We start from the raw sequence: 19,713 nt of genomic DNA, 5'->3' as shown, positions 1-19,713 counted from the left end.
AATTTTTTAATTTATAGAATCTGTTGGTTTTTCGTAAGGCGTATTTTTCTTTCCGAAAACCGAAATATGAACATATCGTTTAGGATTTAATCGCAAATCCTGTATCAGCAACTCTAGCTGTTTACTGGTTTTTTCTAAATTATCATATAATTTATCGTCTTTCAGTAATTTTCCAACTGTTCCTCTTCCCGAATTAATGTCTTTAGAAATTTTCTCAAAATTAGCTAATACCTTTTCCAGGTCTTTCCCTAATTTGGCTACATTTATCTGAGCTAGAGAATCTGAAACCTTGTTAAGATTAGTCGACATTTTATCCAGGTTTGTAAATGTATTGTTTAGCTTTTCTTCATTACCAGAAAGAATTGTGTTTAAAGAGTTTGAAGCTCCTTTAAAATTCTTAACTGTTATGCTTAAATCTTTAAAAATAGAATTCAGATTATTTTTATTATCTACATTAAGAATTCCATTAACCGAGTTTAGAAGTGTATCTGCATCTGTAATTGCAGCTTCAAGTTTTTCTTGTAAAGGGGCGAGTTTATCATTTACCAATTCTAGTAAACCTGCTTCTATTCTACCGGGCAGTGTGTCTTTATTTTTTGCTTCAAGGCCTTGTTCATATTTAGGCATTATCGCAAGGGATTTTCCGCCTATTAACCCACCTCCATATACCTTGGCCAGGCTATTCTTTGAAAACGAAAAATCGCTATCTACATTAAACTCTACAACAAGATTACCCTTGGTGTCTGCAAAACTTATAGAAACCACCTGCCCTACAACCATACCATTTATGGTTACGGGAGAAGAAGGTATTAAGCCTTCTACATTATCATAAACGGCATAAAAGGTTCTATCGTTTTCTAAGAGATTTTTTCCCTTCAGGAAACTATAGCCAAAGATTAAAAGTGCTATTGCGCAGATTGCTAATATTCCTGTTTTGACTTCTCGAGTTAATTTCAAAATAGATTACATTTTAGGACACAAATTTAGAATAAAAATACATTTCTACTGGTAATTTCCTAAGGAATTATCAGTATTTATTTAGATTAATTCGAAGATGTATCAGCTTTTAAAGCTTCGGTTAAAGGAATCGATTCACTATTACGAAAAGCAACGATAAAGCTAGAATCAAATCCTTTACCAACTGCAATTTCTCTTAATTCCTGTATTAAAGTATAATTAGACGTATTTCCGAAGTAATACTTATAGAGGTCTCCTGTTTTATTTTTAGACAGTTGATCCAAGCCATTAAAATTAAACGATTGTAGCTCTATATCACTGGATCCAGCTGCTATTTGCACCTTAAACGTAATATCATCAAACACGCGATCTCCATCCATTTTGGCAGTTACTTTTGTTACTTCGGGAGTTTTAGGAGGATCTACTTTATAGATAGCATCGAGGCTCTCTTTATAATCTATAATCGAGGTAGTGATAGATTTTGCCATCTCTCCCTGTCCTTTTTTAGAGTTAAGATATTTTCCTTCGCTATTGTTAGTTAGAAAACCTAGTTCGATAAGAACACTAGGCATATAGGTTTGATGTAAAACGACAAAACCAGCTTGTTTTACTCCTCTACTCTTTCTGTCTAATGCTTTTTTAAATCTATTCTGCACAAAACTAGCTAGTGTAAGGCTCTGATCCAGATATTCTTCCTGCATTAAAGTAAGTCCGATAATTGATTCTGGAGAATTAGGATCAAACCCATCATAATTAGCTTCGTAATTATCTTCCAGAAGGATTACCGAGTTTTCGTTTTTTGCTACATTAAAATTTTCATTGTTAGCATGTAACCCTAAAACAAAGGTTTCTGTACCAAAAGCCTGAGAGCGATGTGAGTTGCAATGTACAGATACAAAAAGATTTGCTCCCGCCTTATTAGCAATACTTCCTCTCTCATGTAATTCTATAAAGGTATCTGTTTTTCGGGTATACACTACTTTAAACCTACCATCATCTTCTAAAGCCGCACCTACGGCCAAAACTACATCTAGTGCAATTTCTTTTTCTTTATAGCCATTTCCTCGGTTACCAGGATCATGACCACCATGTCCGGCATCCAAAACAACAATAAACTTTTCTTTTTCCTGGGCAACCACATCTGTGTTAAAAACAGATATAACAAACATAAAGACCAGTAAAAAAACACTACATACTATACTTCGTCTCATCAACTACAAATAATTTTACTACTAATTTTGAAACATTTTTGTTATGTTTCAGTATTTAATATAACAAGTTAAAAATCTAAAGATTGTGATTTATATAATAAACCTATATCTTCTATGTTTATACAGCTTAGAAGGTATGCTTTTGACATAATTTTTTATTTTTTTCTGAATTACAATCTAAGCATAAAAAATATATGTAATTTTGGCACTTCAAAAACTGAGCCATAGTTATACAAAAATAGGATTTAAACCATTGCAAACAACGGTACGTTACATACTTTATTCACTAAGTTTTTCACTGCTTTGTATTTATCAAATTACAGCACAGGAAATAAACGAAACTAAGGAGGTGCCCATTCCTGCTAATCAGGATACTATAAAACCTGTTCAAATCAATCCAGAGGAATTACTTAATGAAAAAGCTCAGGATACGGTTAAAAAAGATACACTTGCAGAACCTCAACTATTAACAGACAAAGTGGTCTACAAAGCTACTGATTATATGAGATTGAGTCGTAAAGAGAACAAAATGTATCTTTATGATAATGCTGAAATCGTATATGGAGAGATGCAGATTAATGCGGGGTTTATTGTAGTAGACAATAGCAAAAATGAAGTATATGCTTATGGAATTAAAGATTCTCTGGGCGAATATGTACAAACTCCTGTTTTTAAACAGGCACAAAATGTAGTAGAGCCAGATTCTATTCGTTTTAATTTTGATACCGAAAAAGCACTGATATACAATTCTAGAACAGAACAGAACGGGTTTAGAATTAAAAATGAGATTTCAAAACGGGAGAATGACTCTGTGATTTACATGAAAAATGTAAAATTCACTACTTCAGAAAATATTGAAGATCCAGAATATTATTTCTATGCTCGTAGAATTAAGTTTGTTCCTAAAAAGAAAATTGTAACAGGACTTGTGAATATGTTTATTGCCGATGTCCCTACACCGTTAGGATTACCCTTTGGGTATTTTCCTTTAACAGAAGATAGAACTTCGGGATTTATTATTCCCAGTCCGGGAGAGGAGAATAATCGTGGATATTTCCTTCAAAATGGTGGGTATTATTTTGCCATTAGTGATTATTTAGATCTAACTCTTATGGGAGATTATTATACTAATGGTAGTTATACTTTTGCTGCAGAATCGGCCTATGCCTTACGCTATAAATACAGAGGAAGTCTTAGGTTTAGGTATGAAAATAACCTGCGTAGCGAAAGAGGATTTCCCGATTTTGCCAAAACCACCACATACAATATCCAATGGACACATAGCCAGGATGCAAAAGCCAATCCAAACTCCAGGTTCTCGGCCTCTGTAAATTTTGGTAGTAGTGACTTTTTTCAGCAGTCTACTAATCAACTTAATACAGGTAATTTCCTGAATAATCAAATTAGTTCTAATATATCCTATGCAAAGACATTTCAGGGAGATCCACAGGTTAATGTTAATCTTGCAGCTACTCATAATTCTAATACCAATACCGGAACTGTAAATTTATCGCTTCCTAATATGAATGTGAGTGTATCCAGGGTATTTCCGTTTGCTCCAAAAGTAGGTGCAAAAAAAGGAATCATACAGAATATAAATACACAATATAATTTTAAAGGAGAAAACAGAATACAAACTACCGATGATGATTTATTCTCGTCTAATATGTTTAAAGGCGCCAAAGTAGGAATGCAACATACAATTCCTTTGACTACAAATTTTAAGCTGTTTAAATATCTTAGTGCTACTGCGGGAACGAATTTTCAGGAAAATTGGGTATTTGAAACGATAAAGCAAAGTTATGATTCTAGTGCTAATGATGGTGCTGGCGAAGTGGTACGGGATACTATAAAAGGTTTTGATGCTTTTCGTACGTATAATTTTTCAACAAGTCTGGGTACCACTATTTATGGTACTTTTAAGTTTAAGAAAGGCAAAAAAATAGAAGCTATTCGCCATACTATGAGGCCATCTATTAGCTATAGTATTAACCCCGCATTTAGTGAGTTTTATGATAGCTATACGGTTACCGATGATCCTAATACGACTAATATTGATGAAACAGAAGTTGTAGAATACTCCAGATTTGAAGGAGGCTATTTTGGAGCGCCTAACAATACATTTTCTAGCAGCATTGGATTTTCTCTTAGTAACAATGTAGAAATGAAGGTAAAAAGTAAGGACAGTACGGCTACAGAAGCTAAAAAAATAACCTTATTAAACAACCTTAACTTTAGTACATCTTATAATGTGGCGGGAGATTCTTTAAAATTAAGTCCGCTATCCATTACCGGTAATATTCCGATAATCCAAAATAAACTGGATATTAACTTTAATGCACAATTAGATCCTTATGCATTAGATAACAATAATCGCAAAATCGATGTATGGAACATCGATAATGGAGGTAGTCTTTTTCGTTTAACCAGAGCTAGTGCTAATTTTGGGTATTCGTTTTCGAGTAAAGATTTTGAAAAAGGAAAAGTTAATGAAGACCCATTAGACAATCAAAACTTTAGAAACGAAGGTCGACCTGATAATCTATTTGGTGGAGTTACTGATTTTGGGGAGAATCGTTCTTTTGATAAAGACAAGAGTAAAGATACTGATAAAGACATAAAAAACTATAATTATAAAATCCCCTGGACATTGCGATTGTCATACAATGTTAATTATAGCAATAGCGCCCGGCAAAATGAAATATCATCGCACTCTATCATGTTTTCTGGTGATGTAGAACTCGCACCGCGATGGTCGGTTGGAGTATCTTCGGGATATGATCTAAAGAACCCCGGGTTTACCTATACGAATCTAAGATTTCAACGAGATCTGGAAAGTTGGGTGATGAATTTTAATTGGATTCCTTTTAGTGAAAGAACATCATGGAATTTCTTTATAGGTATCAAATCATCGATGCTTAGTGATATTAAATGGGACAAACGACGTGAGCCAGACAGACAACTATAATTTTCTGGTTTCGAGTTAAGTTTCTGGTTTTCAAGTTTCAGATTAGCAATAAAATTATAAATTAATATTATATCCTATCACATGAAAAAAATCATAACTACGACCAAAGCCCCTGCTCCTATTGGTCCTTATAGTCAGGCTATTTTAACCGGAAATACATTATATACATCAGGTCAGATTGCAATTAATCCAGAAACAGGAGCATTAGTTCTGGATGATATCACTACTGAAGCCAAACAGGTAATGCAGAATCTAAAAGCTGTGTTGGATGAAGCCGGAATGACATTCGAAAATGTGATTAAAACCACTATTTTTTTAAGTGACATGAATAATTTTGCTGAAGTAAATGCTGTATATGGCAGTTATTTTAATGAAGAGACTGCACCTGCAAGAGAGACTGTAGCGGTATTAACTCTACCAAAATCTGTGAATGTAGAGATTTCTGTAATTGCTGTAAAATAACATTTTTTCAATACTAGTAAAGACCCCAGACTAGATAGTCTGGGGTTTCTTTTTTTTAGGTGATCGTATGTATTCTTATCTAATTATGATCTTTCTACTTGTCTTTATGTTTCCTGCTTCAATAACCACCACATAATTTCCCTTTTTAACATTGCTTACATCAAAAGCCAGGTTATAAATCCCTTTGGCCACTTGTTGATTTTGCAGTTGCTGTATTCGCTTTCCGTTTATATCATAAAGAGAAATGAGCAGTTTGGAAATTGGTTTATTAACTAAATAATGAATATTCCCTTCATTTTCCATTGGATTTGGGTACACTCCTATTACTATAAAATCTTCTTTAGGAGTTTCTATCGTAGGTTCTTTGGTGTTAGATAGTTCTTGGTGTACACTTCTGGTTGTTGCTACAGCTGCGTTTGAAGCTTCTTTTATTCTACAATCATTAGTACTTACATACCAGCTTCTTGATCTTTTTTCGCCGATAACAGGTTTTGACAAATCATCGATATCAAACCAATCTGCCTGCACCTTATTTTCTGTGACATCCAGCACAAAATATCCGTGGTTATCCATATCTACATCTTTGATATGTTTATTCAGTAATTTTGTATAGAATTCTACTACTCCAGAGGCAAATCCACCTAAAAAATCTAAGTTCTGTGATGTAATACTAGGAACTACAAACTCACACATTTCACATTCGCCTTTATATCTAATTTCTCCGGCAAAAGTACTATGAATATCCCCTGTAAGAACCACTACATTAGTTATAGCATTTGTTTTTACATAGTTTAATAACCTATCTCTTTCTTCTGCATATCCGTCCCAGGCATCATTAGAAGGTACTCCATTCCATGGCATCACCATTACCTGGTTCCCAATAATTCTCCATTTTGCAGTAGAAATTGACAACTGATCTGTTAGCCAATCAAATTGTTCTGATCCAAGTATCGATTTATAGGTAGCTTTATTTTCTTTACTATTAAATTGCTCATCATACACTACGCCTTTTCTTAGTAATGCTTCTAATTCTGTTTGCTGTTTGCTCTCTATACCGATAGTTTTTTTCTCGACAATAAAATCGGCAAAGCTATGCACGACTGTCTTAAATTCTTCTTTGGATAATCCAACCTGATTTTTCTTTGAATCATTTGATATTGTAAGTATCATCGGAAGCACAGTGGTCAAAATTTCTTTTACATCTTCCTTATTCGTAAGGTCTTTTTTAGCAATAACATTTTTAGCATATTGCTTAAATTCTCTATTAGAAGCCGCCGCACTGATCAGGTTTTTTGAACTATTTACCTGGGTATCCCTACCTTCAATACGAGTATCCAACATAATAAGATCCATAAGTTTACCATAAGATATGGTACGATATAACCTGTATTGTTCTATTGTATTGGCACGAACAGGCATCCATTCGAAATAGGCTTTATGGGCATTATTTTTTCTTACCTCCCAGCTACCTTCTGTTTCAGGACTGTGATTTTGTGCTCCATATTTATTAGCATCATTTGCAAACTCATGGTCATCCCAAATATTAATAAAAGGATGTTGTTGATGAACATTACGAAGCATTGGATCTAATCGGTAATAAGAGTAGCGCACACGATAATCGTCTAGCGTAATAATTTCATTTTCAGGAAGGTGCCCTCGCCCTATTTCGTCGCTGTATCCATATCCTCCGGACTCGTATTCATAAATATAATCTCCAAGATGAATAACTGCATCGATATCACTACGACTTGCAATCTGATTATATGCATTAAAATATCCATTTTGATAATTAGAGCATGATACTACAGCAAATCTTAGATTATTTACAAGATCTTCTTTTGCCGGAGCAGTTCTCGTTTTACCAATAATTGATTTTATTCCCAGCGCTTCAAATTGGTAATAATACGTTCTAAAAGCATCCAGATCCTTTACATCAATCTTAACTGTATAATCTTTATTCTGATTAGTAATTACCTGGCCTTGTTTTACGATTTGAGTCATTTTTGAATCCGTTGCTATTGTCCAACGTACAGGTACCGAAGCATCGTTTGTTGTAACTCTTGTCCAGATAATAACAGCATCTTCTAATGGATCTCCAGATGCAACCCCATGATAAAAGGGAGCAAGGTTGGCATCAAAATAATCATCGATAGCTTTGTTATTGGTGGTACGATCAATTTTTGTTAACCTGGTTTCTATATGTTGAGCATAGAAACATTGTGTTATAAAAAATAACACCATTAGTTTTTGTAAGAATAATTTCATGTGAGTTTTGTTTAAGTTAGTATTAGATGATTTTCACGAAATTATAGGAATGATCAAACAAAAAACAGAAGCAATTTTCTATTTAATAGAATCTTAATTTGGATAACAATCTGTTGGAGATTTCAAAAAGAAAAATTAACCTTTTACTAATCGATTAATCTTATTAATTTATTATGCACGCATAATTGTTTTACTGTTCTTCCGTAACCATATAGATTAAGAAATTATTTTCATGCTATACAGTAACATTTTGCTTTGCTATGACACATACATATACAGCAAATTCATTTAAACATTTTCGATACAGTATAAACATAAAGTCATTTTTTCATGAAACTATCAGGGGTAATAAAAACAATCAACTTAGTAATACTGACTCTAACACTAATAGGATGTTCTAAAAGTGATGATTTTACAGAACAGGATTCACACACAAAATCGTTAAACAGCTGCTCTACAGCAATACCAAACAATGATCCTATTGATAGTAACAATGCCAATTTTAGGGTAAAAAACTTGAGTGAATTGAAAGATGCTATTCATCAAGCAGTCGATGGTAATATTATTTATATAGAAGACAACGCTACTATTAATGTTGCGGAGTTTGATACAATAGTCATTAACAAATCGATCACTTTGGCAAGTGGCAGAGGAATACACGAAAAATGTGGTGCTCTTATAAAAACCGATGCTTACGGTCTTGTAAATGCTACTACAAGTCCTAGTCAATGGGTAAACAACAGTTATTCATCTCATCTTCCAATTTTGGTTATCCAATCTTCTGGAGTACGAATTACAGGAATTCGATTTCAAGGGCCTTATGGAAATATAGAAAGTAACAGAGCCAGATTAAAAGTTAAAAAAGGGATAAACATCGCTAATGCATCCGAAAATGTAGTTATCGATAATTGCGAACTTTATGATTTTCCGTATTATGCCATAGGTGTAGAAAAAAATGTAAATAATAAAATCATCATAAAGCACAATCATTTTCACAACAATAGACAAAGTGATTATGGATATGGAGTTGCTATAGGTGGAGAAGCTGCTTTTTCTCTGGTAACGCATAATATTTTTGATAAAAACAGGCACGATATTACCTGTAGCGGACACAAAGGAAGTGGTTATGAGTTCTCATATAATGAAATACGAGGAAATAATGTTCATCCTAATATAGATGTACACGGTGGACAAGATTTTGGCGGCGAAGGAGACTCCTATAAAATAGCAGGTTCCTTTTTTTATGTACATCATAATACTTTTATAAATAGCCCACAAACAGCACGAAATATTTTAATTCGGGGTATTCCTGAAATCATGTTCTTAGCAGAAAAAAACAAATTTGTATATGATAACATGGGAGATGTATTTGCTATTGATGCAAGCAGATTGGCTGATGGCACTAATGTTTTTGCTTTTAATAATTCTTATGGCGGATATGTAAAAGGTCATATTTTTCCAGAAAACTATCATCACAATGTTTCAGATATCACTTATTTACCTATGATGAACACAGGAGCTAGTATTTTAAATATGATGCAAGTTGGATGCGGTGATTTTGATGGAAATGGAAGATCCGAAATTTTTGTAAACAGAAATAACAGGTGGTATACCATAAATTATCCGAAACCAGAAACAATGCATATCAGAGCAGAATTCGATAAGTATAAATGGGTCGACCTGGGTGGTTCTGGTTATCAACCAAATAATTTGAAAATAGCCGATTTTAACGGAGATGGCAAAACCGATATTTTTTCTACTACAGGTAATGATTGGCAAATAGCATATTCTCCAATAGTTGGATGGGAAAAAGTTAACTACTCACCATCTTATAACCTTACAAACCTAAAATTTGGTGATTTTGATGGAGATGGTAAAACCGATACTTTTAAATCTAATGGTACAAATTGGTCTATCTCTAAAGGAGCAAAAACAACCTGGATCGAGATAGGGTCATCTGATTATGACCTAAGTCAATTACTAACAGGAAATTTCAATAGTAATATAACAACAGATGTATTTGTATCTAACGAAGTGAAATGGTTTTACGCAGACTATACTTCTGGAAATAATTGGCAGGTGTTAAATACTAGTAGCGAAAAAAGAGAAAACTTATTTTCTGCAGATCTTGATAATAATGGGGAAACAGATATATACAGAAAATTTGGTAATGGATATAAAGTATCAAAAGGCGGAAAAAGCAATTGGGAAATATTTAGTTTGGAATAAACACTTTATAAATTTGGGATTACCTTGGATATGGTAAAAACGTATAGTTTTAGTTGCCAGCATTTTAACATGCCGGTAACTAGAGTTAATCCCCTCCTATAATTTCTATTTGCATCATATCAATATGTTCGTCTAAAAGAATTTGGCAGGCCAATCTACTGTTGGGATAATAGTCTAATTGATTTTTTAATATATTCTCTTCTAGTCCTTCAAAAAATTGCATTGTAGTATTAGATGAATGTACCCGAATATGACAGGTACCACATAGTCCTCTACCCTTACAATCTCCTATTTCATCATGTAGCCTGTTTACTAATAACTCCATAAGGTTACGATACTCAAATTTTTTAAACTCTAAAAGATGAGCTTCCCCAATAGTATCTATGACATTTATCGTATACATTATATTTGATTATGCCTGCAAATTACGATTAGGAGTTTACTTTACCTTATGATTTAACTCATAAAACAAGCAGAAGAATATCATTAGTTTTGTTGTATAAAAAACAATTACTATGCAATTAACCTCATTACTCAAGGATCTTACCTACGGGGATACAAAACCTGTCATCACCAAATTAATAGAAAATGATGCGACCAAAGAAATTAGGATCGTTTTTAAAAAAGGACAGGAAATGAAAAGTCATAAAACCCCATTCCCTATTACTGTTTCTATTTTTGAAGGTGAAATTAATTTTGGAGTCGACAATACCGAACATATGCTTAAAAAAGGAGATCTAATTTCTCTGGAGCCTAGCATCATGCATAATTTAATCGCATTAGAGGATAGTATTGTTCGGCTTTCGCTTTCTAAAAATGATTCTATAGAGAGGGTACAAAAAGTAACCGATCAATAAACTTTAAATAGAAGTGAAAACAAAAAACAGTCACTATAATGTGACTGTTTTCTTCTTTCGTTATGTTTTATAACTTGTAAATCTAAGCTGGAAACATGATTACAATCATGCCTTATTGTAGTTCTAAAATTGCACGCTCCAGAACTTCATCTTTTGTCAAATCACTCCAATCTATCAAGGCTTCAATATCTGGTGGAACTCCATTTTCGTAATCAGGATTCTTATCTAATGTTAATGCTTGTGTAATAGAGAATCTATAGGTCCAACCATTAGGCAATTGTCCGCCATTGGGTAGGCCAAGTCCCCCGCCTGTAGTATCCCCAATAAGTGTAATATTTGGAAGCGCTTTGGTCGCAAGTGAGAAAAATGAACCGGCACTATATGTTCCCCGATCTACTAATACGACAATCTTATTTTTATATCGTATTCCACTATATGGAGAGACATATACCGGCTCTGCTGCAGAAAAATCATTTCGCCCTGGGCCACTTTTTATTCTAGAATAGTTAACCAGTGTTTTGCGCTCTACAAAACGGCTTAAAATTGCAAAAATATCGGTTACAGCTCCTCCTCCGTTTTCTCGCATATCTAAGATTAATCCTTTTGTATTTTTATATCTGTTTAGAACAAAATTTAGGTTATCGGCATCTACAGTACCAGGAAAAGAGGGAAACCGTACGTATCCTATTTCTTTATTGTCAAGAAAATTATGCAAAAATGGCCCTGTAACATAATAGTCCCGATTTAAATAGTGGTCCTCGATGATACGCCAGTCAAAATTATCCTGCCCCAGGTAATCTACTCTAAAAGTAGAGACATTAAAGTTAGATATTAGATTCGTATGATCATCTCTTAATTCTGTTAACATTCCTCCCAATACGTTAAATAGGGAATCCTCACTCATTCCATCATAAATTTTGGCAGCATATTCAGATTTTACAACATCCCAATCAATATTTTTTACATCAAAATAGGAATATTTTTCATTGCATTCGTTCCATAGATATTCAAAATTATCTTTTGGATTTGTAGAGGCCAGGTCGTTTTCAAAAAGTGCTTTCTCACAAGAGATAAGAGATAGACTTATTAATAATATACTATATAACTTTCTCATTACTTATTATTGGTATTAAATAGAAAAGTGAGTTTTAAAAGATGGGCAGACATCTCGAATTTATCAAAATCTCCCCCTGTTTTATACGCATCCCATACATACGAAAATCGTAATGCATTTTTGTTCTGAAGCGAAATTGTATAGTCTAAAGAACTATTCACCCTAAACCCAGAAAATATATCGAACTCATACTCATCAAATATATTTGCTTCGTTTAACAAGCCAGATTGCCCATTATACACATATCCATTTCGAAATGAGCTATTAACCAATCCGACATTTAGCCTAAATGCCAAATTCCTTGTTCTTTTCTTTAGTTTATATTTAATAAATAAGAATTTTTTACTCTTTTCTTCTTTACGGCTTATATCTTTTTCGATTTTAACAGAGCCAAATAGAGTTGGAATAATTTCGACTCCTACTCCGTTATTACCAAATCCTTCATTCGTTCTAAAATTAGTAGTGGTATTAAATAATCCACCCACTTTTACATTTAACTTAGGAGAACTAAGCATGTTTAACCTGTATAACCTAGAATAGAACAAGGATACACTATGTAGCTTACTACTTTGGGAATGGCTATTAAAGTTATTGTGGAACTGCCCAAAAAGGTAGGATGCTCCAATTTCGGATTCTCTTTCTATATCAGCTTTAGTATATGATAGCACTATGTTTCTTGGTGTACCTTTATAAAAAAGTGGAGAGGTTGCAAAATCTCTAAAAGATGATTTCCCTAGTCCCGCTGTAAACCCTATATAAGCAGGTCTGTTTTTTCTTTTTTCTTTCTTAGAAAGCTCTGGATTTTCTGTTTGTGAAATACCTGCTACCGACATAAACAGTAACAGCACAATGACAATTCTATTTTTTCTTATCATTTAGGCGTTAGTTTTAATTTTTAATGATGTAATGATATGAATGTATGTTGTTCATCTAATGACAACCGGAAAAACAATAGGTTGCATCTTTTTCTAAATCTTTTCTTAAATCTGTCTTTATTTTGGTTTAGATAAGTATTCATAGTTCTTACATATCTAATACAGAGAGAGATCCAGAGGGTACTTCGTAAGTACCCTCCCCCTACTGAAGAAGTCCCCCTCCCCCTGTGCAAACACAGGCCAATCCTATATAAAACAGAGGCGGCACCTCTGTTGAACACAAGTGCTACCTCTGTTTTTAGTACCCCCACCCCTCTAATGGAAGTACCCCTAACCGAGATCACAGCGGACTATACCCACTACCATAAGTACCCCCTGTAGCATGTATATCATTAACATACCTACTTCTATAAGTACCTACCCCCACTTGTATAAGTGGGGTCTCGCCCTGTTTTACCTGTTTTATCCTAAAAATGGCTTTACAAACTATTAATTCATCCTAGTAGTAGTAGTTGATAGTGATCAGTTTTTTTGTATGCTAATCTGGTAGTTCACTTTTATATAAAAAAACAGTTACATTACTGTAACTGTTTTATATTTTGTTATGTTTCACGGATTGCAAATCCGCGCTATCGGGTTTGCAAATCTGTGTCATCGAGAAACACCTTATCATTTCGAAAATAAGAAAAGTTCTAAGTTTTGAAGTTTTGCATTAGATAATGGCTTAATTTGATCAAAATACTTCCGTTTAAACAAATTTTTAATACTTCTAATTATTAACTCTTTTTTAACTTCTTCTACTATTATCATATTGGGTTCTGAGGAGAAAACACCGTAAACTTCTATTTCTGTTTCAAAATCTTGTTTTAAACGTATTATATCATAAAAGTTCAAGTTAAAATATTCTTCTTTAACTTTGACATAAATATCTCCTCTAAAACCTCTATGTATTGAATCAATTTCTCTGGACTCAGTATCATCTAAACAAAAAACCTCTAGCTTTTTCATATTTAATTTTTCTTTATTAAAAAATGAACACGATGGTACGGATTTGCAATCCGTGTTTTTAAAACTTCAAAATAAATTTAAAACAACAATTTCTATACACCTCCATTTAAGTGATCAAACTCGTTTATTTATACTCCGAGTGATAGGGGTTTCAGTCAAAATTTAATTAGTATACTCTATATCAACAACAACCCAATTTTCTTCTCGGTTTTCTAAAGAATAAACAATTTCTTTTACTTGAGATTCTTTGTTAATTTTAGCAAATATAACTTCTGCTTTTGATTGTTTGACTACTTCACTAATTCTATAATTAAAATACTTAAAATGATTCGTGAATTTCTTATCATTTCCTAGGTTATAAAAAAGCGTAACCATTTCTTTCCATTGTTTTTCCACATCACGAAGTTCAGGAGATTTTTCAAAAACTTTATCTAAATCAATATATTTCTTTGCCTCTTCGAAGTTTAATACTGCTTCAGCAGATTTTAATTTAATAACTGAAACTAAAGGTGTTTCTTTCATATTTTTATTTTGACTATTACATCCTATATGTAATGCTAATAAAAAAATTACTATAAGGTTTTTCATAATTTAATTTTTTGAGAAATATTCTAAAAACACGATAACGCGGATTTGCAATCCGTGTTTTTAAAACTTTAAAATAAATTTAAAACAACAATTTCTATACACCATACCTCTCTATTAAAATGATCAAACTTGTTTATTTATACTTCTATTACTTTTGTTTTAGACAATGTATCATGCCAGCCCGAACCGTCACCCAAAAACGAAAATGCATTAAAAGGAATATACCTGCATAGACTACGTACTAATATGGTTTGTATATCAGGATTATTTCCATACTCATCAACTACTTTTGTTCCCGTAATCAACTTACCAATGGTTCTACCTGTGGTAATTTCAAAAAAAGAATAATAAATCATTCCTAATATAAAACCTAATCCATAGTCTATAATTCGGCTATCTGTTTCTAAAATCGATAGCATAGATGGAAAAATAAAGGCTACAACAACACCAAACATAAAACCAAATACCAAAATACATATAGAATCCAGGATATAGTTGGTAAATCTTTTTCCCTGACTCGCTTCTTTACCCGCTACTGTTCTTGTTATCGCAAGTTGCTTTTCTTTTTCTGCAAGTATCGGGTCTTCTTCAAATGTAGTGCAGGTATTTTCAAAATTTGCAATTGCATCGGTTAATCTGCAAACTATACCTTGTTTTGAATCAAATTTTTGATTTGTACAGATTTTACAAAATTGTAAATGTTCTTGTCTGGTCATAACGGTATCTAATTATTGTTTGATGCTACAATAATACGTCCCGCCAGTTTCATTTTTCGGAACTGAACAATTATTAATAATTTATGATAATAAAAAAACAGTCATTTATGATATGACTGTTTTTGTATTTTGGTATGTTTCACGGATTGCAAATCCGTGCCATTGGGTATAATCTCACTTTGCGTTATAGCACCATCTTTGTTAGCATCTTTATAAGACAATCGTATGTTTCCTAAGTGATCTTTAAACTGATATACATAACCCAAGAGGTTTATGCATAAAAAAACCTCTATCTCTAAGAAAAAACTAAAAGATAATCTTACGAATCTAATTTCTTGGTAACTATATCGCATAAAAACAGCTACAAACCATAGGCCTGTAACTGTTTATTATATGTATTACTCATTTACCTCTATGAAGTCACAGAAATTCGCAGAGTAATCGCTCTTTGGAGAGCGAGTAAATCATCGAAATTAGTCACTTCAATTACATCATTTCTCTCTTTAAATGATTCTTTAAGAGTAATATTATTTTCTGTTTTACTAAAAACACCTATTAATTTATATTTTATTTTTCCGGTGTCTAATAAGTTTTCTAAATACTTTAATTGTTGTGCAGTTCTAGGAAAACCTAATAGTATATAATTTTCAATAATGTTTTCAACAAACTGTTCCAAAATTAGATTGCAAATATCTTCATCCTTTATAGGCTTACCAGATAATATATCATTGTTAATTGAAGTCCATAAATCGCTTTTATTTGACACATTATTTCTTATCAATTCAGAAAAATAAATAATTTTATAACCTTCAAATAAATTGTTCAATTTATTATATAATGATTTTGAAGGAGTTGAAACTACTGAAATTATATTCATAATATTTTAAATTATTTTGTAAAATCAAGACTAACAACCCCCGCTCCCGCTAGCGTCTCGCTAGTGACACTACAGTTTTAGATAACCCAAAAAATATCAATCTCTACATGGTATAGTCATCCTAATAATTTTTTATACTACTATATTTACAATACACCATAGCGAAACTAAACACATATAACCAGATGTATTATGAAATATTATAATTCCTGCTCATCTTGCCAAAATACAATAGTACAGTTTCAAAAAATGAAACTAGAATATTTTAACTAAATAAAAAAACCAGCTACATCCCTGTAAACTGGTTTTATCATTTATTTACTCTTATCACTTACTTATGTCTAGCACAGAAAACATTTCTGCGCTATCATATCCGATCGATCGGGTTCTTATCATTTATATATTCTTATCCTTAAAGCTTTGACGCCACTAGCGAGACGCTAGCGGGAGCGGGGGACCCATTACCCATTACCGCCATTACCCTTGCATTAATAGTTTCCTGCAAAATATTTTTTCTTCTTTTTAGCATGATATCTTCTATACAAACCTAGAAAAATTAAAATGCAAGTAAATATTGGTATCGGATAACCAAATAGCCAAAATTCACTCCATCCTACAAGAATAATATCTAAAATTACACCTAAAATAATAAAGTTGTATAACCCATGAGTTGATTTGAATCCATAATTATATATCATGTATTTACCTGAAGGAAATATAAATTTTGTGTAATTTTCTATACTTTCGAACTTATTAAACTCTAAATTTTTGTTGAAAATTAATTCGTAATAATCAAAAATCTGCTGTCTTAATTCTTTAGGTCTTTTTTTATTCTTCATATTTGTTAGCATATCTGTAATATTTAGTAAAGAATAAAAATGAATACTCTTTTTAATTGAATTGGCATCATCCATTTCATTTAACAGGTTAATGAGCTTGTTTTTTTGAGCAATTAAAGTTTCTTCATTCATAATTTTTGCGCTAGTCAAACATACCTGCTCCTCCGCGTACTACTTTATTAAATACCTTAGGCCCTTTAAAGAACAAATGTTTTGAAAGATCTATATCCTTAAGCTTTTTAGGGTTCAGTAGGGTTCTATATATCTGCTTATTGAAAAGTAACCTTCGGATAGGTTTCGGAGCATTTTTTAAATAATAAGAGCCTAAAGAGGTCATAGATGATTGAAAATATACATTTCCATAAGCATTTACATAAGTATATGCATATGTACTGTAAGCCTGATAAGTAGCATATCCACTAGAAGCTGCATTTCCAATAGCACCGTAACTAGCATAACTTCCTATAATAGATCCACCAGCTACTCCTGTCAAAGTTCCACCAATAGCATAAGATGTATATTGCATCACATCATAACCTAGTTCTCCGGGTTTCCAATTTTTCCAACCAGCAGCGAAGTTTTCTCCAAATCCTCTAGCATCTATGGAATTTTTTCTATGAGCAAGTGGTATATAGGTGTCTCCCCATTTCGTTTTATATTGAGAAAATACGTCATCATAACCTCCAGAAAAACCATATCGACCTTTATAACTACTTAATCCTCCACTATAGTCAGATTCTCCTCCGTAGTCAGCATTTCTAGAACCATTAATAACTACAGTGTCTAATTCAATAGGATTATTCGGATTTGCAACACCATCACAACCACTAGGACAACCACTATTCCCGCTACTTTTTCCTGCCTCTCCAGATGCAAATACATTTCCTGGAAGATTTCCAAATGTGTCATAAGGGTTAATTCCTTGTTGGTAGAGATCATGCGGTGAGGAATCAGCTCCACTAGGATCAGCCCAAAAGACAGGATTATTATCAAAAGCATTATAGGTAGACATCGAGTGGTGAGTAACAGGATCAATAGCAGTCCATCTTGCGATGGTAGGATCGTACTTGCGTAAATCCATCTCATAGAGATTCAAGTCTAAACTCTCAGTAAGCTCTATACCATTAAACCCATAATTATGATTTCTCCCTCGTAGTGTAGTATTATATCCAGAATGAGTCATCCCAAAAGGATAATAATTCTTCTCCTGTACAATCTCACTTTGCGTTATAGTACCATTCTTATCGGCATCTTTGTATGATAATCTGATGTTTCCTAAATGGTCTTTGTATTGGTATACATATTTATACCCATCGGCTTCATGTTCTACAATCCCTTCTGTATGGTTAAAGAACTCTAAAACTCCATTCTTATACACATAATTACCAGCATACTCTGTTGTTGATGAACTTCCTTCTGTTGTAATCTTTTTTAGTTTTACCCCAGTGGCGTCGTAAATATAAGTAATATTTCCGGTATGAGAAGCATTATTTACAGTTACTGTTTTTGGTAAGTTTAAATGATTATAGGTAATGCTTGTGATCCCTTTGTTTTGATCTATAATCATGTTTCCATTGGCATCATAGGTATAATCATCATTGGTATTGGTGCCATCTTTAAAACCAAAAGTTGTATTTCCGGTATCAGTCACTCTTAAGAGTTTATTACCACTATCATAGGTGTATGCTAGCATATCTATATCCCCAAAAGAATTAGCTGCAGTATTTAAATGCCCCTTTCGATTTAAAGAGAGGATATTACCAACTCTATCGTAGGTGATACCACTTACATCATAATGACCACTAGTACTGCGTCCTTGAGTAATTCGATTTAGATGATCATACTGATATCCATAGGCACGTTTGGTATTGTCATTTGCTGTTTTCCAAGTGGTTTCACTAATATTACCATTGTACAAAGCCGTTGCTCCCAGGTTTTCTGTAGTGGTGTTATAATTGATCTTAAAAGCAAACAGTTTGTTACCAAGAGCTATATCAGGATCATTGATTTTAGTCAACCATCCCCTTACATTATAGGTATAATCAACTTCTTGTAATCCTCCTCCAACTTCTTTAGAAATTAATTGCCCTAACTTATCATAAGTATTAGATACAATCAATTCTCCCGGGAATTCCTCATTCTGGATCTTAGCAAAGAAAGAAGTACTAGCCGTAGCTGCAAAATGAAATCCATTAGATAGGGTAATGGTATTACCTGCTACAGTAGTTGTGGTCTGAGTGATTGGTTGTGATAAGGTTACTGCTGGTGTAATCCCAGTATTACCCGTACAATTTACCCCAGAGGCGTCTTCTATACATTGTCGTTGGGTGAGCATTCTACCCATATGATCGTAGGTAAAACTATCTATGGTTATAATGGGTGCGTTATTTCCCTTAGTATGCGTCGTTTTAGTTTGTTTCACTTTACCTGTAAAATCAAGATCATTTTCTGTAATATTGATAGTACTAAGATACTCATTTTTACTAGCTACATAGATAGGTCGTGCTTTTTTATCATACCAGGTAATGGTAGTAATCCAATCATAGGTGTCTAACACTCGTACCTTGTTTCCTGTAGGTAGTGTCTTGGTTTGATCTGATATAGTCTCACCATATACCGTACCGGGATTGGTTAATCCGGCAAGATCAAACCCATAATCATCATAATAGTTGATGGTATATAGCTCCAGATTTGTTTTTGGAAATGCTGTATTGCTGTAATAGATGGTAGCACCATCGATCTGGGCG

At 33.1% G+C, this 19,713-nt stretch carries 16 protein-coding genes; 4 read left to right on the top strand and 12 right to left on the bottom strand.

The genetic code is table 11. The features are described 5' to 3' along the window. Window positions 1-6: 6 nt before the first annotated feature. Both Z053_RS0120990 and Z053_RS0120985 read right to left on the bottom strand, forming a co-directional pair. Window positions 7-957, bottom strand: coding sequence for an MlaD family protein (locus tag Z053_RS0120990; protein ID WP_025666935.1), 951 nt, complete (start codon window positions 955-957; stop codon window positions 7-9). An 86-nt stretch (window positions 958-1,043) separates the two neighbouring features. Then, window positions 1,044-2,168 carry an N-acetylmuramoyl-L-alanine amidase family protein gene (locus Z053_RS0120985; protein ID WP_025666934.1) on the bottom strand — a complete coding sequence of 375 codons (1,125 nt, stop codon included), beginning with the start codon at window positions 2,166-2,168 and terminating at the stop codon, window positions 1,044-1,046. Window positions 2,169-2,370: 202 nt separating this feature from the next. Between Z053_RS0120985 and Z053_RS0120980 the strand changes: the two genes are divergently transcribed. After that, on the top strand, window positions 2,371-5,136 hold the full coding sequence (locus Z053_RS0120980) for a putative LPS assembly protein LptD (protein ID WP_025666933.1): 2,766 nt from the start codon (window positions 2,371-2,373) through the stop codon (window positions 5,134-5,136). 81 nt (window positions 5,137-5,217) lie between these two features. Continuing rightward, window positions 5,218-5,598, top strand: a complete 381-nt coding sequence (locus tag Z053_RS0120975; protein ID WP_025666932.1) for a RidA family protein — start codon at window positions 5,218-5,220, stop codon at window positions 5,596-5,598. Window positions 5,599-5,673: 75 nt separating this feature from the next. Here Z053_RS0120975 and Z053_RS30425 read toward each other — a convergent pair whose 3' ends face one another. Beyond that, on the bottom strand, window positions 5,674-7,863 hold the full coding sequence (locus tag Z053_RS30425; protein WP_025666931.1) for an alkaline phosphatase D family protein: 2,190 nt from the start codon (window positions 7,861-7,863) through the stop codon (window positions 5,674-5,676). A 330-nt stretch (window positions 7,864-8,193) separates the two neighbouring features. Here Z053_RS30425 and Z053_RS0120965 point away from each other — a divergent pair, with 330 nt between their 5' ends. Further along, window positions 8,194-10,092: an FG-GAP repeat domain-containing protein gene (locus tag Z053_RS0120965; protein WP_025666930.1), complete on the top strand. Its 1,899-nt coding sequence runs from the start codon at window positions 8,194-8,196 to the stop codon at window positions 10,090-10,092. 85 nt (window positions 10,093-10,177) lie between these two features. Here the strand turns inward: Z053_RS0120965 and Z053_RS0120960 are convergent, their stop codons facing one another. Further along, entirely contained in the window at window positions 10,178-10,495 is a 318-nt protein-coding gene (locus Z053_RS0120960) for a 2Fe-2S iron-sulfur cluster-binding protein (RefSeq protein ID WP_025666929.1), read from the bottom strand. A gap of 112 nt (window positions 10,496-10,607) precedes the next feature. On the opposite strand from Z053_RS0120960, the gene Z053_RS0120955 reads away from it, so the two are divergent. Further along, window positions 10,608-10,949, top strand: coding sequence for a cupin domain-containing protein (locus Z053_RS0120955; RefSeq protein WP_025666928.1), 342 nt, complete (start codon window positions 10,608-10,610; stop codon window positions 10,947-10,949). Between the two features lie 112 nt (window positions 10,950-11,061). Here the strand turns inward: Z053_RS0120955 and Z053_RS0120950 are convergent, their stop codons facing one another. The 8 genes from Z053_RS0120950 to Z053_RS30420 form a co-directional block, all read right to left on the bottom strand. Beyond that, a complete protein-coding gene (locus Z053_RS0120950; protein ID WP_025666927.1) occupies window positions 11,062-12,063 on the bottom strand; it encodes a S41 family peptidase in 1,002 nt (333 codons plus the stop codon). Beyond that, window positions 12,063-12,938, bottom strand: a complete 876-nt coding sequence (locus tag Z053_RS0120945; protein ID WP_152538360.1) for a hypothetical protein — start codon at window positions 12,936-12,938, stop codon at window positions 12,063-12,065. The genes Z053_RS0120950 and Z053_RS0120945 overlap by 1 nt, the downstream gene beginning before the upstream one ends. 669 nt (window positions 12,939-13,607) lie before the next feature. Then, window positions 13,608-13,946 carry a hypothetical protein gene (locus Z053_RS0120940; protein ID WP_025666925.1) on the bottom strand — a complete coding sequence of 113 codons (339 nt, stop codon included), beginning with the start codon at window positions 13,944-13,946 and terminating at the stop codon, window positions 13,608-13,610. A 162-nt stretch (window positions 13,947-14,108) separates the two neighbouring features. Beyond that, window positions 14,109-14,534: a hypothetical protein gene (locus tag Z053_RS0120935; RefSeq protein WP_025666924.1), complete on the bottom strand. Its 426-nt coding sequence runs from the start codon at window positions 14,532-14,534 to the stop codon at window positions 14,109-14,111. Between the two features lie 137 nt (window positions 14,535-14,671). After that, a complete protein-coding gene (locus Z053_RS29070; RefSeq protein ID WP_025666923.1) occupies window positions 14,672-15,250 on the bottom strand; it encodes an RDD family protein in 579 nt (192 codons plus the stop codon). Between the two features lie 412 nt (window positions 15,251-15,662). After that, a complete protein-coding gene (locus tag Z053_RS0120920; protein WP_025666920.1) occupies window positions 15,663-16,127 on the bottom strand; it encodes a nucleoside monophosphate kinase in 465 nt (154 codons plus the stop codon). Between the two features lie 488 nt (window positions 16,128-16,615). After that, a complete protein-coding gene (locus Z053_RS0120915; RefSeq protein WP_025666919.1) occupies window positions 16,616-17,098 on the bottom strand; it encodes a hypothetical protein in 483 nt (160 codons plus the stop codon). Between the two features lie 10 nt (window positions 17,099-17,108). Further along, window positions 17,109-19,713 (bottom strand): RHS repeat domain-containing protein (locus tag Z053_RS30420; protein ID WP_316930202.1); only part of this gene is annotated, 2,605 nt, incomplete at its 5' end.

The sequence above is a fragment of the Aquimarina megaterium XH134 genome (assembly GCF_000520975.1).
In the GTDB taxonomy this organism is placed as follows: domain Bacteria; phylum Bacteroidota; class Bacteroidia; order Flavobacteriales; family Flavobacteriaceae; genus Aquimarina; species Aquimarina megaterium.
The sequence above is the reverse complement of the archived record's forward strand: the minus strand, read 5'-3'. Positions and strand labels throughout refer to the sequence as shown.